16 protein-coding genes are annotated in these 15285 nt (G+C 26.2%); 15 read left to right on the top strand and 1 reads right to left on the bottom strand.

Going from position 1 to position 15285, the window contains the following annotated elements; all coding sequences use genetic code 11:
- Window positions 1-2 precede the first annotated feature (2 nt).
- The gene (locus CINS_RS07950) at window positions 3-536 is read left to right on the top strand and encodes a CatB-related O-acetyltransferase (RefSeq protein WP_232012940.1); all 534 of its coding nucleotides are present in this window, start codon (window positions 3-5) and stop codon (window positions 534-536) included.
- Between the two features lie 122 nt (window positions 537-658).
- Here the strand turns inward: CINS_RS07950 and CINS_RS05980 are convergent, their stop codons facing one another.
- A complete protein-coding gene (locus CINS_RS05980; protein ID WP_039650701.1) occupies window positions 659-1471 on the bottom strand; it encodes a glycosyltransferase family 2 protein in 813 nt (270 codons plus the stop codon).
- An 86-nt stretch (window positions 1472-1557) separates the two neighbouring features.
- Between CINS_RS05980 and CINS_RS05975 the strand changes: the two genes are divergently transcribed.
- From CINS_RS05975 to waaF, 14 genes are read left to right on the top strand one after another with little or no spacing between them, the layout of a single operon-like run.
- On the top strand, window positions 1558-2565 hold the full coding sequence (locus CINS_RS05975; protein WP_039650699.1) for an NAD-dependent 4,6-dehydratase LegB: 1008 nt from the start codon (window positions 1558-1560) through the stop codon (window positions 2563-2565).
- Window positions 2566-2619: 54 nt separating this feature from the next.
- Window positions 2620-3339, top strand: a complete 720-nt coding sequence (locus CINS_RS05970; RefSeq protein WP_039650698.1) for a class I SAM-dependent methyltransferase — start codon at window positions 2620-2622, stop codon at window positions 3337-3339.
- A complete protein-coding gene (locus tag CINS_RS05965) occupies window positions 3336-4037 on the top strand; it encodes an SAM-dependent methyltransferase (protein ID WP_039650696.1) in 702 nt (233 codons plus the stop codon). Before CINS_RS05970 ends, CINS_RS05965 begins: the two co-directional genes overlap by 4 nt.
- The gene (locus CINS_RS05960) at window positions 4030-5043 is read left to right on the top strand and encodes a hypothetical protein (RefSeq protein WP_039650694.1); all 1014 of its coding nucleotides are present in this window, start codon (window positions 4030-4032) and stop codon (window positions 5041-5043) included. Before CINS_RS05965 ends, CINS_RS05960 begins: the two co-directional genes overlap by 8 nt.
- Entirely contained in the window at window positions 5030-6154 is a 1125-nt protein-coding gene (locus CINS_RS05955) for an N-acetyl sugar amidotransferase (RefSeq protein WP_039650692.1), read from the top strand. The genes CINS_RS05960 and CINS_RS05955 overlap by 14 nt, the downstream gene beginning before the upstream one ends.
- Window positions 6155-6156: 2 nt before the next feature.
- Window positions 6157-6828, top strand: coding sequence for a class I SAM-dependent methyltransferase (locus CINS_RS05950; RefSeq protein WP_039650691.1), 672 nt, complete (start codon window positions 6157-6159; stop codon window positions 6826-6828).
- A complete protein-coding gene (gene neuB, locus CINS_RS05945) occupies window positions 6825-7832 on the top strand; it encodes an N-acetylneuraminate synthase (RefSeq protein ID WP_039650690.1) in 1008 nt (335 codons plus the stop codon). Before CINS_RS05950 ends, neuB begins: the two co-directional genes overlap by 4 nt.
- The gene (neuC, locus tag CINS_RS05940) at window positions 7825-8973 is read left to right on the top strand and encodes a UDP-N-acetylglucosamine 2-epimerase (RefSeq protein WP_039650689.1); all 1149 of its coding nucleotides are present in this window, start codon (window positions 7825-7827) and stop codon (window positions 8971-8973) included. The genes neuB and neuC overlap by 8 nt, the downstream gene beginning before the upstream one ends.
- Complete coding sequence (locus CINS_RS05935; protein WP_039650687.1) at window positions 8970-10001, top strand: glucosamine-1-P guanylyltransferase; 1032 nt, start codon at window positions 8970-8972, stop codon at window positions 9999-10001. Before neuC ends, CINS_RS05935 begins: the two co-directional genes overlap by 4 nt.
- Window positions 9998-10885 (top strand): glucosamine-6-P synthase, isomerase subunit PtmF, encoded by an 888-nt coding sequence (locus CINS_RS05930; RefSeq protein ID WP_039650685.1) that lies wholly within the window; start codon window positions 9998-10000, stop codon window positions 10883-10885. Before CINS_RS05935 ends, CINS_RS05930 begins: the two co-directional genes overlap by 4 nt.
- On the top strand, window positions 10878-11585 hold the full coding sequence (locus CINS_RS05925) for a flagellin modification protein, acylneuraminate cytidylyltransferase (protein WP_039650683.1): 708 nt from the start codon (window positions 10878-10880) through the stop codon (window positions 11583-11585). Before CINS_RS05930 ends, CINS_RS05925 begins: the two co-directional genes overlap by 8 nt.
- Window positions 11585-12349, top strand: coding sequence for a flagellin modification protein PtmA (gene ptmA / locus CINS_RS05920; protein ID WP_039650681.1), 765 nt, complete (start codon window positions 11585-11587; stop codon window positions 12347-12349). Before CINS_RS05925 ends, ptmA begins: the two co-directional genes overlap by 1 nt.
- The gene (locus CINS_RS05915; protein ID WP_039650679.1) at window positions 12346-14253 is read left to right on the top strand and encodes a motility associated factor glycosyltransferase family protein; all 1908 of its coding nucleotides are present in this window, start codon (window positions 12346-12348) and stop codon (window positions 14251-14253) included. Before ptmA ends, CINS_RS05915 begins: the two co-directional genes overlap by 4 nt.
- Window positions 14250-15170, top strand: coding sequence for a lipopolysaccharide heptosyltransferase II (waaF, locus tag CINS_RS05910; RefSeq protein WP_039651425.1), 921 nt, complete (start codon window positions 14250-14252; stop codon window positions 15168-15170). The genes CINS_RS05915 and waaF overlap by 4 nt, the downstream gene beginning before the upstream one ends.
- Window positions 15171-15285 lie beyond the last annotated feature (115 nt).

Raw genomic sequence — 15285 nt, 5'->3', positions numbered from 1 at the left:
TCATGGGGAGGGGGTTAGAAGAGTATTGTGCTTTTAAATTTAGCAATATCTTTCATTCCGTGGGATCTTTTTCTTTTAGCGGATCTTTTTTACCTCATTACACGGAAGTTGGAAGATATTGTTCTATAGCTGATGGAGTAAGTATGTTTAATTTTCAGCATCCTTTAGATAGAATTAGCACAGCAAGTTTTACTTATGAGACAAATCATAGTTTTATTAATGATGCTAGTTTGAAACAAATTAATAAAATTTTTTCTGTTAAGCCGCACAATCTAAGCTCATCAATTCAAAAATTAAATATACAAAATGACGTATGGATAGGAAAAGATGTTTTATTAAAACAAGGCATTACCTTAGAAACTGGGTGTGTTATCGGCCAACGTTCTGTTGTGACCAAAGATGTCCCAGCATACGCTATAGTAGCAGGTGTCCCAGCTAAAATTATACGTTATCGATTTGATGATAAAACCATAGAAAGACTTTTGAAAATTAAATGGTGGAATTATCATTTTGCGGATTTTAATGATATTGATTAAATATTCCAATCAATCACTATTTAGATGCATTAGAAGAAAAAATTATAAAAAATAATATACAAATTTATAATCCTAAAAAACTTTATTTTAAAGATTTATTGGCTTTAAATAAAAGAAAATTTTTATTTTTCAATTCTTTGTTGTAGATTATCGTTTTCTCTTTGTAATATTTGTAATAAAATGTTATGAAAGTCATTTTTTTTAAAATTAAAAGATAAATTTTTTATAAGTTCTAAACTTCTTTTTTTATCTTTATAATTTTGCCACAAAATTTCTTTATTTTTATTTTCATATCTTCCATTTTCGTTAAATTCATAATGATAAATGCATTCTTTAGATATAAAAAATTTTTCACAAAGCATAAAATTTATATAGTTAAAAAGTATATCTTCTCCATAGCAAAGATCTTCTTTAAAGTTAAGATATTCAAAATTTTTTAAAATCAATTCTTTTTTATAAATTTTTGCCCAAACACTCCAACAAAAATGTTTTTGCCCAAGTAAAAATTCCAAAAATTTATCTTTTTTAAAAAATTCATCTTGCTTAAATCTATAAAATTTCTTAAATTTTACTCTATGGACATATGCATCAAACAACACTATATCTACATTTTTGATTTTTTCAAGCCCAAGCTCACAAGCATTAAGCTCTAAATAATCATCAGGATCTAAAAACATTATATAATCAGATTTAGAATTTAATACCCCGATGTTTCTACTAGCAAAGGTTCCTAAATTCTCTTCATTATGTATGATTTTTATTCTATCATCTTTACTAGCATATTCTTTAGCTATATCTATACTTTTATCATTTCCAAGGTCATCAACCACAATTATCTCTATATCTTTAAAAGTTTGATTAATACAGCTTTCTAAGGCTCTTGCTATATATTTTTCTACATTATAAGTAGGAAGTATGATTGAAATTTGAGGCATTTGTACCTTTATTATAATATTTAAATTTCGATATTGTTTATATAAATGGTATTATTTTAACTTATTTATTAAAAATTAGGAAAGTGATGAAAAAAATACTAGTTACAGGTGCTGATGGTTTTATAGGATCTCATTTGGTTGAAATGCTTTATAAAGAAAGTAAAAATGAGAAGTCTTGTTTTTATGATTATAAAATTCAAGCTTTAAGTCAATATAATTCTTTTAATCATTGGGGTTGGCTTGAAGATGTAGAGTGTTTAAAGGATATAGAAGTTATTTGTGGAGATATTAGGGATCCGCATTTTTGCAAACATATCACTAAAGATGTGGAAGTTATTTTTCATTTAGCTGCTTTGATAGCTATACCTTTTTCTTATGTTGCTCCTGATAGTTATGTGGATGTTAATGTAAAAGGTACATTAAATATTTGTCAAAGTGCGCTTGAAAATGGAGTAAAGCGTGTTATTCATACTAGTACCAGTGAAGTTTATGGCACAGCTTTGTATGTACCCATAGATGAAAAGCACCCTTTGCAAGCTCAAAGTCCATATTCAGCAAGTAAAATAGGTGCTGATGCCATCGCTATGAGTTTTTATAATGCTTTTAATCTTCCACTTGTTATAGCAAGACCTTTTAATACTTATGGGCCAAGACAAAGTGCAAGAGCTGTTATACCTACTATTATTACGCAAATTGCAAATGGGATAAAACAGATTAAACTAGGCGATGTTTCTCCTACAAGAGATTTTAATTATGTTAAAGATACTTGTTTAGGTTTTATAAAATTATCTCAATGCCAAAAAGCCATTGGAGAAGTTGTAAATATAGGATCAAACCATGAAATTAGTATCAAAGATACCTTAGAACTTATTAAAAAGCTTATGAAATCTAATGTGGAATTTATTATAGAAAATGAGAGAATAAGACCTAAAAATAGCGAAGTGTTTAGACTTTGCTGTGATAATATAAAGATAAAAACTCTTACAGATTTTTCATCAAAATATGATATAGAAAAAGGTTTAAAAGAAACAATAAATTGGTTTAGTAACCCTTTAAATTTAAAGAAATATAAAAGTGACATTTATAATGTTTAAAATGTTACTGGCAAGATTTAATTTGTAATATAAGATAAAAAATGAAGGAGAAATATGAAAAAATATATTAGCAATGAAGAAATTTCAGATAATTTAGGAAGTAATGAAGAAATTTGGGAACAAATTTTCTCTAAAAAAGAATGGGGTAAATATCCAAGTGAAAGTATTATAAGATTTATAGCAAGAAATTTTTATAATGCTCAAGATAGAAGTAAGATAAATATTTTAGAACTTGGTTTTGGAACAGGATCAAATTTATGGTTTTGTGCAAAAGAAGGATTTAGTGTTAGTGGTATAGAGTGGAGTAAAACAGGGGCACAGCGTTTTCAAGCTAGAATGGAAGATGAGAATTTAAGTGATAAAATCAAACAAATTGAAATTGGTGATTATATTGATAAATTAGATAATTTTGAAGATGAGAGTTTTGATGCTTGGATTGATAATTATTCTTTAGCTTATAATGATTTTGATAAAACTAAGACCATAATAGAAAAAGCTATGAAAAAGCTTAAAAGAGGTGGTAAATTTCTTTCTATAACTCCCAGCCTTTATAATGATGGCTTTGAAAAAGATGAAAGTTTAGGATATCACTTGGTAAAACCTACAAGTGGAAGTGATGCTTGTACTGGAGTTATAAGATATTGTGATGAAAAAGATTTACAGGAGCTTTATAAAGGTGCAACTTATAGCATTAATGACATAAAAATTCATATACAAAAAAATTTAATTAAACAATTAAATGAACTTTTTATAGTTGAGGGGTATAAAATATGAATTGTTTATGGGAACAAATTTTCTCTAAAAAAGAATGGGGTAAATATCCAAGTGAAAGTATTATAAGATTTATAGCAAGAAATTTTTATAATGCTCAAGATAGAAGTAAGATAAATATTTTAGAACTTGGTTTTGGAACAGGATCAAATTTATGGTTTTGTGCAAAAGAAGGATTTAGTGTTAGTGGTATAGAGTGGAGTAAAACAGGGGCACAGCGTTTTCAAGCTAGAATGGAAGATGAGAATTTAAGTGATAAAATCAAACAAATTGAAATTGGTGATTATATTGATAAATTAGATAATTTTGAAGATGAGAGTTTTGATGCTATTATAGATGTAGCTTCACTTTGTTGCAATGATAGAGAAAAATCAAAAAATATCTTTAAAAAAGCTATGAAAAAGCTTAAAAATGGTGGTAAATTTTATTCTAGCGCTTTATCAAAACAAATTTTTGGCTATGAAGCAAATAAAGATGATTTTTTCGAGCCAACTAATGGAATTTATGTGAAAATGGGTCCCTTGCGTTTTGACGATGAAAAAAGTTTAAAAGAGCTTTACAAAGAATTAAAATGTATAAATTTTTATACTCAGACATTAAAAAATAATGAAATTATTAATGATGAAATTTTAATTTTTGAAGGTGAAAAAAGTCCTACGGAGAGGGATATTATCAAAAATCAGGTTTTGGAAAATGAGTAAAATTTTACTTGAAAATTTTAATGATCATTTTTGTGATGATTTTAGTGAAGATATTTATTTTCAAAAAGAATATGTAAAACTTTATGGAGAAGTTTTTAAATTTATTTATAAAGAAGATAAAAATTTTTTAAAAGTCATAGCAAATAAAAAAAGCATACAAGATACTCCTTTTTTTGATTTGCAAAGTCCTTATGGTTATGGTGGAATTTATAGCAATAGTGATGATTATGCCTTTTTAAATAGAGCTTTAAAAAATTTAAAACAACGAGCTTTGCAAGAAAATATCATCGCCTTTTTTATAAGGTTTCATCCTTTTGATAGAAATTTGAATTTTTATCAAATAAAGTTTGATTTTTTCAAAAAAGAAAGAAAAATAGTAATAGTGCCAATTTATAAAGATTTAGAACAAATTAGAGCAAATTACAGCCCAAGAATAAGATCTTACATAAAAAAAGCAAGAAAAGAACTTGAAATTTCAATAGTTGATATAAATGATGCTAAAGATTTTAAAAGACTTTATGATGATACTATGACAAAAAATCAGGCTAGTGAATTTTATTTTTTTAGTAGTGATTATTTTAAAAACCTTTTTAATTTCAAACAAAATTTAGTCTTAAAAGCAAACTATAATGATGAAATTTTAGCTTATGCTAGTTTTTTCTTGGATAAAAGATTTGCTTATTATCATCTTAGTGCAAATAAAAATGAAAAAAATGCAAATGCAGCTTTACTTGATTATTCTTTTGAAATTTGTTCAAGTAAAGGGATAGATTTTGTTTTGCTTGGTGGTGGAGTTAAAGATGATGATAATTTGTTTTATTTTAAACAAAAATTTTCAACACTTGAAGGCTTTTTTTATATAGGTGGCATAATTTTTGATGAGTTAAACTATAATGAACTTTCTAAAGCTTATAAAAATAATTTTTTTCTCAAATATCGTGATATGAGGGGGGGGGTAGAAGTGATTTTTATGATCTTTAAGTGGAGTAAAAATGAAATATTGTGATTATTGTGTTATGCCAGATACTAGACCTGGTATTAAATTTTTTAAAGATGAAAATGACAAAAATATATGTAGTGCTTGTGTAAATCATAAAAATAAAGAAAAAATTGATTATAAGGCAAGATTTAAGGAATTGGAAAAACTTTGTGATAAATACAGACATATGAATGGAAAATATGAATATGATTGTGCTATAGCAGTAAGCGGTGGAAAAGATAGCCATTTTCAAGTGCATATTATGAAAGAAAAATTAGGCATGAATCCTATTTTATTTAGCGTTGAAGATAATTTTACTATGACGCAAGCGGGTAAAAAAAATCTTCGCAATTTATCTGAAGAATTTAAATGCCATATTATTAGCTTAAAGCCAGACATTAAAACTCAAAAGAAAGTTGCTTTGAAAACTTTTGAAAGATATGGCAAACCTACTTGGTTTATAGATCGTCTTATATATTCTTATCCTTTTGCAATGGCTTTAAAATTTAATACTCCTTTACTTGTTTATGGAGAAAATGTCAGCTATGAATATGGTGGAAATGATAGTTTAGAAACTCCTAGTGCTAAAGATATTTTCTTAAATGGAGTAGCAAGCGATTTAGATATTGATGAATTTATTGATGATGATATAAGTAGAGAAAATTTACAATTATTTTTTAATCCAAAAAAAGATGATATTGCTAAATTAGATCCTATTTATCTTTCTTATTTTGTTAAATGGAATTCTTATGAAAATTATATTTTTGCTAAGAGCAGAGGGTTTTGTGATTTAAATGGAGAGTGGGATAGAACCCATTGTGCTGAAAATTTTGATCAAATAGATAGTATAGGCTATATACTTCATGCTTGGATGAAGTACCCAAAATTTGGACATGCTATGGCGAGTGATTATGCTGCAAGATTTGTAAGATATGGGCTTTTAAGCAGGCAAGAAGCTATAAAAATAGTTAAGAAAAAAGATCATTTACTTGATAATAAATGTATAGAAGATTTTTGTTCTTTTGTTGGAATTTCAAAAGCTAAATTTTATACAATAGTACAAAAGCATTATAATTTAGACTTATTTTATAAAAATGAATTTGGCGAATACAAACTCAAACAAGAATTAAAAGGATAGTTATGATTTCATCTTTAAAAGCTTATAATGAAAAATATGATAAAGGTTATGGAGTATTGCATCCTGATGGTCATGTTGTAAGATTTTATGAAAGAGTATTAAAATACAAATTAAATAAAACAAGTGGGAATTTGCTTGATTTTGGTTGTGGTAATGGTGTTCATTGTGCTTATTTTAAAAATAAAGGGTTTAATCCTTTTGGTATAGATATAGTAGCTAGTGTTAAAACTAGTTGGGAAAAGTTATCACTGGGGGGGGGTAATTTGCATATAATAAAACCAAATGCAAGTTTTAAGCACCTTTTTGATGAAAAAATAGATGTTATATTTGCAAATCAAAGTTTGTATTATTTGTCTAATTTAAAAGAAAATATTCAAGAATTTTATGAATTAGCAAATAAAGAAGCTATAATTTTTGCCACTATGATGAGTGAAAAAAATTATTATTACAAAAATTCTAGCGAATGTGAAAATACAAATTTAAGAAAGGTAGTTTTAAAGGGTAGGTTAAACGAGGAAAGTTATATTAATTTTATTAAAGACCCTTGTGATTTAAAAGAACTTTTTAAGCCCTTTAAAACTCTTTATCTTGGCGAGTATGATCCTATTAATATTTTTGATTTTGAAAATGAAGGAAGTGCCCATCATTATATTTATATAGGTGTTAAAGAATGAAAAAAACTATTATCATAGCAGAAGCTGGAGTTAATCATAATGGCGATATAAATTTAGCTAAAAAACTCATAGAGCTTGCTGCAAAAGCTGGCGCTGATTATGTGAAATTTCAAAGTTTTATAGCAAAAGATTGTGTTTGTGCCCATACTAAAAAAGCTCAATATCAAATCAATAATACACAAAATAATAAAGAAAGTCAGCTTGAAATGATAGAAAAATTAGAGCTTGATAAAAAAGCTCATGAGATTTTGATTGCTCATTGCAAAAAACATAATATTAAATTTTTATCCACACCTTTTGATTTAGCTAGCATCGAGCTTTTGTCTGATTTTAATTTGGATTTTTTTAAAATTCCAAGTGGAGAAATTACTAATTTTATATATTTGAAAAAAATAGCAAAATTAAATAAAAAAATTATACTTTCAACAGGTATGAGTAGTTTAGGTGAGATTGAAGAAGCAATTAATGTCTTAGTAAAATATGGTACAAAAAGAAAAAATATAAAATTATTACATTGCAATAGTGCTTATCCTACGCCTTTTGAAGATGTTAATTTAAAAGCCATGCAAACATTAAAAGATGCTTTTAAACTTGATGTTGGATACTCTGATCATACTTTGGGAATTCATATTTCCTTAGCTGCTGTAGCTCTTGGGGCTTGTGTTATAGAAAAACATTTTACTTTAGATAAAAATATGCAAGGGCCTGATCACTTAGCTAGTTTAGATCCTCAAGAATTATATGCTTTGTGTAAAAATATAAGAGAATTAGAACTTAGTTTTGGAGATGGTATTAAAAAAACTAGTAAAAGCGAAAAGTCAAATTTAAAAATAGTTAGAAAATTTTTAGTAGCTAATAAAGATATTAAAAAAGGTGAAAGATTTAACGAAGAAAATTTATGCGCTAAGAGAAGTAGTGGGGGAATTTGTGCTATGAAATATGAAAAATATATTAATAAAATAGCTAAGAAAAACTATAAAAAAGATGAAATAATAAATGAGTAGAAAAATTTGTGTAATCAGTGGCACAAGAGCTGAATGGTATTTACTTAGAAATTTATGTGATCAAATACAACAAGATAAGGATTTGAAATTACAACTCATTTTAACTGCCTCGCATTTAAGTAAGGATTTTGGCTTTACTTATAAAGAAATAGAAAAAGAATTTAAAGTTGATAAAAAAATAGATATTTTATTGAGTAATGACAACAACATATCACTTTGTAAGAGCATGGCTTTACTTGAACTTTCACTTTGTGAAACTTTTGCACAATTAAAACCTGATATAGTAGTTGTTTTAGGCGATAGATATGAGATGTTAGCTGTAGCTAGCGTATGTCTTGTGATGCAACTTCCTTTGGCTCATATTTGTGGTGGTGAGCTTACCCTAGGTGCTATAGATGACAGTATAAGACATAGCATCACTAAAATGGCACATTTGCATTTTGTTTCTACTAAAGAATATAAAAAAAGAGTTTTGCAACTTGGAGAAGATGAAAAAAGAGTTTTTAATGTAGGATCTTTAGGTGGAGAATTGATAAAAAATATGAATTTTTTAGATAAAAAAACATTAGAAGGTGATTTAAATATAAAATTTAAAGAAAATATTTATTTAATTACCTATCACCCACAAACTATAAATAAAAAATCTATCAAAAAAGAAATCAATGCTTTGTTAAATTTTTTAGATACCATAGAAAATGTAAGTTTGATTTTCACAAAGGCAAATGCTGATGAGAATGGATTTTTAATTAATGAGATGATTCAATCTTATTGTGAAAAGAAATCATTTAAAGCAAGATTATTTGATAATTTGGGTTCTTTAAGATATTTGAATTTAATGAAAATTTGCAAAGCTGTTATAGGCAATAGCTCTAGTGGAATTTGCGAAAGCCCTTTTTTAAGAGTACCTTGTATAAATATAGGCGATAGACAAAGAGGTAGAATATGTGCAAACAATATTATAAATTGTGATATATCAAATTTAAGACAAGCTTTTGAAAAACTTAATTGTAAAGAATATAAGCAAAATCTAAAAAAAATTATTAATCCTTTTTATAGTGAAAATACTAGCTATAATATTAAAGAAATTTTAAAATCTTATGATTTGCAAACAATACTTAATAAAGAATTTATAGATCTATGAATATAAATAATTTAAAATTAACAGAAAATTCTAGTATAAAACAAGCTTTACAAACTATAGGTAAACTCAGGGTAAGACTTGCTTTGGTCGTAGATGAAAACGATAATTTTTTGGGTGTTATCAGCGATTCTAATATAAGAAAAGCTTTGATTAATGACTATAAGCTAGAAGATAGTATTAAAAAAATTTATACAAAAAATCCAGTTGTTGTGCAAGAAGATTGCGATGAGAAAACTTTATTAAATTTGAGTGCAAAATACGATATTTATGATTTTCCTGTTTTAGATAAAAATAAAAAAGTTATCGCTATAAAATCCATAGCTTCGATGCTTCATAAAGAAAAAAATAAAAATAATGTGGTTTTAATGGCAGGCGGCCTTGGAACTCGTTTAAAAGAATTGACAAAAAATACTCCAAAACCTATGTTAAAGGTGGGAAATAAGCCTATATTAGAAAGTATTATTACTAAATTTAAAGAGCAAAATTTTGAAAATTTTATTTTTTGCGTTAATTATAAAAAGCAAGTTATAGAAAAATACTTTAAAAATGGTGATAAATTTGATGTTAATATAAAATATATAAAAGAAAAAAAGAGACTAGGGACAGCAGGTGCTTTAAGCCTTATTAAAGATGAATTTAAAGATAGTTTCATTGTAATGAATGCTGATATTTTAACTGAACTTGATTTTAATAAATTACTCAAAGCACATAAAAAAAGCAAAGCTTTAATGAGTGTGTGTTTAAGAGAATTTATTTATCAAAATCCTTACGGAGTAGTAGAGCTTAGTAGAAATTATATTAAAAATATTAAGGAAAAACCTGTGCAAAAATTTTTAGTTAGTGCAGGAATTTATGTCTGTGAACCTTATGTTTTGAAGTTTTTAAGAGAAAATGAATATCTTGATATGCCAGATTTTATTAAATTGCTTATGAAAGAAAATAAAATCAATACTTTTTTGATTGATGATTATTGGATAGATATAGGTCAGATAGATGAGTTTAAAAAAGCTAATGAGGAATTTAAATGAAAGCCTTAATAGTAGGTTATGGCAGTATAGCTAAAAAACATTTTTTAGCTATGAAATCTTTAGGATATGAGATAAGTGTAGTTTCAAAACATCTTGATGATGCAAGTATTAAAAGTTATAAAAATTTAGATGAGCTTGATTTGAATTTTTATGATTTATTTGTAATTTGTAATATCACAACAAAACATTATGAGACATTAAAATATATAGATGAAAAAGTAAAAGATAAAATTATTTTAGTGGAAAAGCCTTTATTTGAAAAATATAAAATTTTAAATACAAATAACACCATATATGTAGCTTACCTTTTAAGGTTTAATTCTTTAGTACAAAGATTAAAAGAGCTTGTAGATACTGATAAAAACATATATTTTACTAAATTTATATGTGGCTCTTATTTACCAAATTGGCGAGAATGTGATTATACAAAAAATTATAGTGCTAAGAAAGATTTAGGTGGTGGAGTTTTACTTGATCTTTCTCATGAAATTGATCTTGCGTTTTACTTTTTTCAAGATCTTACCTTGCTTTATTCTCAAAGATTAAAACTTTCAGAATTAAAAATAGATAGTGATGATTTTTCTTTTTTGTCATTACAATCAAAAAGGAGTTTAATTCACATAGAGCTTGATTATTTCTCTAAATTTATACAAAGAAAGATAATTTTTCATTCTAGTGAGTATAGTTATGAAGCAAATTTGATAGAAAACACTTTAAAAATTTATAATACAAATCATCAAGTTGAAATACAAAATTTTAAAAACGATACCATTGATACTTTAAAAAATTTGCATATTAATATAGCTAGAAAGAGTCAAGATTTGTGTGATTATTCACAAGCAAGTAAAATTTTAAAATTATGTGATGAGGTTCATTATGGATAATATTTTATGTACAATTTGTGCTAGAGGTGGTTCTAAAGGGGTTAAAAATAAAAATATCAAAAAGATTAATAATTTAGAATTAATTGCTTATAGTATTATTCAAGCTAAAAATTCAAAACTTTTCAAACATATAGTAGTAAGCACAGATAGTGATGAAATAGCAAATGTAGCTTTAAAATATGGTGCGGAAATTTTTTTTAAAAGAGAAGCTAAATTAGCTAGTGATGATGCGCCTAAACTTCCTGTTATGAGAGATGCATTATTAAAAAGTGAAAAATACTTTGATACTAAATTTGATACCTTAATAGACTTAGATGCTTCAGCACCTTTAAGAAGTAGTTTAGATATAAAAAAAGCTTATGAGCTTTTTATAAAAGAAAATAAACAAAATTTAATAACTGCTGTGCCTGCAAGACGCAATCCTTATTTTAATCTTATTGAGGTAAATGAAAATTGTGTGCAATTGTCAAAAAAAGGAAATTTTAACACCAGACAAAGTGCTCCAAAATGTTATGATATGAATGCTAGTATTTATATTTTTAAGCGTGATAAACTTTTAAGTAGTGATGATTTATTTGGCAACGAAACTTCACTTTATGTGATGGATGAAAGAAGTGCTTTTGATGTAGATAGTGAATTTGACTTTGAAATAGTTGAATTTTTAATTAAAAAAGCTAATTTAAAGCAGGAAGATTTTTAATGATAAAAGATAAAGTTGTATTAATAGTTGGAGCTTGTGGTAGGATAGGAAGTGCTTTGAGTAAAGCTTGTTTAACACATAATGGAAAAATTATTATTGCTGATATAGATGAGGATAAATTATATAAATTAAAAAATAGTCTAAACAATGAAGAAAATATTTTAAGCATAGTATTTGATATTAATGATAAAAATGCTATTGGTATGTGCTTGCAAAAAGGAATGGGTAAATTTGGAAAAATAGATGCTTTTATTAATTGTGCTTATCCTATGGGTAAAGATTGGGGTAAATTGTCGTATTATGAGGCAAGTTATGAACAAATTTGTGAAAGCTTGAATTTACATTTAGGCAGTTTCATGTTTATAGCTTGTGAGATGGCTAAATTTTTTAAAAAACAAGGATTTGGAAATATAATTAATTTAAGTTCTATTATGGGGGTGTATGCTCCTAAATTTGAAAATTATGAGGGTACTTCAATGCAAAGTTCCTTAGAATATAGTGTTATAAAAGCAGGTATTAATCATCTTGGAGTGTGGCTTGCCAAAGAACTTTTTAATACAAATATACGAGTTAATTCAGTAGCTTTTGGGGGTATTAAAGATAATCAGCCTCAAATTTTTTTAGATGCTTATAGGAAATGCTGTGCTAGCAAAGGTATGTTAGAAGCAGATGATGTGTGCGGTATTTTGTTGTTTTTAATCTCTGATTATTCTAAATTTATTACAGGTCAGACTATGATAGTAGATGATGGTTGGGGGTTATGAATATGTTTGCAAAAAATATACAAGCTTTACTAAATCCGCATTTAAAACAAAAATTACTTCAAATTCAAAAACAAAACAAATTCCAAATAATACAAGGTAAGGATAATTTAGATATAAATTTATTAAATACTCAAGATAATACTTTGATGTATGAAAATACTTTAGAAGAATTAAATGCTATGTTAAATGCTTATCATGAAAAATATTTTTTATATCCTGTTCTTTATTTTTATGGTTTTGGTAATGGAATTTTATATAAAGCTTTATTACAAAATCAAAATCACAAACATATAATAGTTTTTGAAAACGATTTAGAATTAATATACGCTATGTTTCAAATTTTAGATTTTAGCAAGGAGTTGGAAGAAGCAAGGCTTGTTATAATCGATACTAATGATCTTAAAAGACGAGATTATGATTATTTATGCTCAAATGATCCTATGTTTAATTTTTCAAGAACGTATTTTTTAGAATTACATTCTAATTATTATGAAAAATATCAAGATGATGTATTAAGGGTAAATAATAATTTATTAAATTCTTTTAAAAATTCAATATTTTCTCATGGAAATTCCCCTATAGACGTTTTGCAAGGCATAGAGCAATTTGTTTATAATATACCTTCTATGATAAGTAATCCAAGTTATAAAGAATTATTAAATAAAAGAAAAAATTTAAGTGATACTGCCATAATAGTTTCTACAGGTCCTTCTTTAATAAAACAGTTACCGCTTTTAAAACAATACTCTAGTAAAGCAACAATATTTTGTGCTGATAGTGCTTATCCTATACTTGCAAAATACAATATAAAACCTGATTATGTTTGTATGTTAGAGCGTATTGATATCACCGCTGAATTTTTTAATAATGATTTTGGAGAATTTGATAAAGATATAGTTTTTGTTTTAAAATCTGTAGTTCATCCTAATGCTTTTAAATATTTAGAAAAAAAACAAACTAAAATAGTAGTGATATCTGAAAATTCTCATTTTATTAACTTTATAGATTTACAAAATCTTGGTTATGCATATTCTGGTCCAAGTGTTGCCAATATGGCTTATAAATTAGCAACCAACTTAAATCATAAAAATATCATCTTCATAGGGCAAGATTTAGCTTATGCTGAAAATGGAGATTCACATCCTAAAGACTATCAAAATTCAGCTACCTTTGAAAGCGATACTTATGAGCACATAGATACTTTAGCTTATGGGGGGGGGTATATGGTAAAAACTCACTTTATATGGCTTTTATTTAAAAATGAAATGGAAAAATTAATATCAAGAAATGAAAATTGTGCAACTTACAATTGTACTGAAGGTGGTGCTAGGATAGAAGGAGCTATAGAAAAACCTTTTAAAGAAATTTGTGAAACTCTTTTAAGCAAAAATTTACATAAACCTTTTGCAAAATTAGATACTTTAAATATAAATAAGCAAAATGAGCTTTTGCTAAAAGCGTATTGTAAAATCAATCAAAGTATAAAAAAATGTGTTGATTTAAAGAAAGATTTTCAAAAAGAATTAGATTCTTTAAATAAAATGATGAATGATTTTTTGCTTAGTGCAAATGAACGATTATTAAACGATATGATTTTGCATGTAGATAAAATAAAAATAAAAGTAGAAAATTTTAAAACAATGAATGACTTGTATGAGATATTGGGACCTACAATAGTACAATTTGAATTAAACCTTGCTAGAATTTATGTACTAAATCCTAAGACAAAAGAAGATAGCTTTAACAAATCTGTACTTTGGATAAAAGAGCATTTAGAATGGATACAACTTATAATAGCTCATATTAATGCTCAAAAATTAGGACTTATTAAAAATATCAAACAATTAGAATGTGTCTTAATAAATAGAGGCTTTGAAAAGTTGGTAGAAAAAATATGCAAATGAAAATTTTTATTAATCTTCCGACTTGGCTTGGTGATGCTGTAATGGCTAGTGCTGCTATTTATGCTATAAGAGAAAAATTTAAAGATGCTGAATTTATTTTTTATGGTTCTTTTGCTAGTACAGAACTTTTTAAACGCTTGCCAAATTCTAAGATTATAGTTGAAAACAAAAAGCAAAGATATATGCAAATTTTAAAACTAAGATCCCAATTAGGTTTTTTTAATCTAGCTTTTTCTTTTCGTTCAGCATTTTCAAGTAAGATCATTTTAAATTTAATTAAAACTCAAAAAAGATTTTATTTTGATAAAAATATTTTAAAAGAAGAACATCAAGTATTAAAGTATTTAAATTTTATAGAAGATGCTTTAGAATTTAAAGCTAGCTCTCAAAAACTTCAATTACCTATACAAGCAAAAAAAAATAAAAAAATTTTAGGTATTAATCCTGGAGCCCATTTTGGAAGTGCCAAAAGATGGAAAAGTGAATATTTTTATGAAGTTGCAAAAGAATTTGCAACAACACATAGTATTATTATTTTTGGTGTAAAAAGCGAAGAGTTGATTTGTCAAAATATAGAAAATTTGTTTGTAAAAAATGGAATAAAAGTGAAAAATTTATGTGGTAAAACAAGTATTTTCACTTTATGCAAAAATATTTCTATGCTAGATATACTAATTACAAATGATAGTGGTCCTATGCATATAGGTGCTGTTTATGGTACAAAGACGCTAGCTATTTTTGGCCCTACCAAATTTAAACAGACTTCTCCTTGGCAACAAAATGCGAAATTAGTTCATTTAAATTTACCTTGTATGCCTTGCATGAAAAAAGTTTGTCCTTTAAAACACCACGCTTGTATGGAGGATTTAAAACCTGATATGGTAATAAGTCTTGTGAAAAAATTAATAGGAGATTGAGTGTTATTTAGTTCTTATGAATTTATATTTGTATTTTTACCAATAGTTTTGATTATATTTCATACTCTCAAGAAGATTAATTTTATTCAAAGTGCAAAAATATTTTTGGTTTTGG

Source organism: Campylobacter insulaenigrae NCTC 12927 (assembly GCF_000816185.1).
Classification (GTDB): Bacteria; Campylobacterota; Campylobacteria; order Campylobacterales; family Campylobacteraceae; genus Campylobacter_D; species Campylobacter_D insulaenigrae.
The sequence above is the reverse complement of the archived record's forward strand: the minus strand, read 5'-3'. Positions and strand labels throughout refer to the sequence as shown.

What these genes read in the sequence shown, in the direction of transcription:
- CINS_RS07950 (WP_232012940.1), top strand. Translation starts at nt 3, where the DNA reads ATGGGGAGGGGGTTAGAAGAGTATTGTGCTTTTAAATTTAGCAATATC.
- CINS_RS05925 (WP_039650683.1), top strand. Translation starts at nt 10,878, where the DNA reads ATGGATAATATTTTATGTACAATTTGTGCTAGAGGTGGTTCTAAAGGG.
- CINS_RS05950 (WP_039650691.1), top strand. Translation starts at nt 6,157, where the DNA reads ATGATTTCATCTTTAAAAGCTTATAATGAAAAATATGATAAAGGTTAT.
- CINS_RS05915 (WP_039650679.1), top strand. Translation starts at nt 12,346, where the DNA reads ATGAATATGTTTGCAAAAAATATACAAGCTTTACTAAATCCGCATTTA.
- CINS_RS05955 (WP_039650692.1), top strand. Translation starts at nt 5,030, where the DNA reads ATGAAATATTGTGATTATTGTGTTATGCCAGATACTAGACCTGGTATT.
- CINS_RS05935 (WP_039650687.1), top strand. Translation starts at nt 8,970, where the DNA reads ATGAATATAAATAATTTAAAATTAACAGAAAATTCTAGTATAAAACAA.
- CINS_RS05965 (WP_039650696.1), top strand. Translation starts at nt 3,336, where the DNA reads ATGAATTGTTTATGGGAACAAATTTTCTCTAAAAAAGAATGGGGTAAA.
- CINS_RS05930 (WP_039650685.1), top strand. Translation starts at nt 9,998, where the DNA reads ATGAAAGCCTTAATAGTAGGTTATGGCAGTATAGCTAAAAAACATTTT.
- CINS_RS05975 (WP_039650699.1), top strand. Translation starts at nt 1,558, where the DNA reads ATGAAAAAAATACTAGTTACAGGTGCTGATGGTTTTATAGGATCTCAT.
- CINS_RS05980 (WP_039650701.1), bottom strand. Translation starts at nt 1,471, where the DNA reads ATGCCTCAAATTTCAATCATACTTCCTACTTATAATGTAGAAAAATAT.
- CINS_RS05960 (WP_039650694.1), top strand. Translation starts at nt 4,030, where the DNA reads ATGAGTAAAATTTTACTTGAAAATTTTAATGATCATTTTTGTGATGAT.
- neuC (WP_039650689.1), top strand. Translation starts at nt 7,825, where the DNA reads ATGAGTAGAAAAATTTGTGTAATCAGTGGCACAAGAGCTGAATGGTAT.
- ptmA (WP_039650681.1), top strand. Translation starts at nt 11,585, where the DNA reads ATGATAAAAGATAAAGTTGTATTAATAGTTGGAGCTTGTGGTAGGATA.
- neuB (WP_039650690.1), top strand. Translation starts at nt 6,825, where the DNA reads ATGAAAAAAACTATTATCATAGCAGAAGCTGGAGTTAATCATAATGGC.
- waaF (WP_039651425.1), top strand. Translation starts at nt 14,250, where the DNA reads ATGAAAATTTTTATTAATCTTCCGACTTGGCTTGGTGATGCTGTAATG.
- CINS_RS05970 (WP_039650698.1), top strand. Translation starts at nt 2,620, where the DNA reads ATGAAAAAATATATTAGCAATGAAGAAATTTCAGATAATTTAGGAAGT.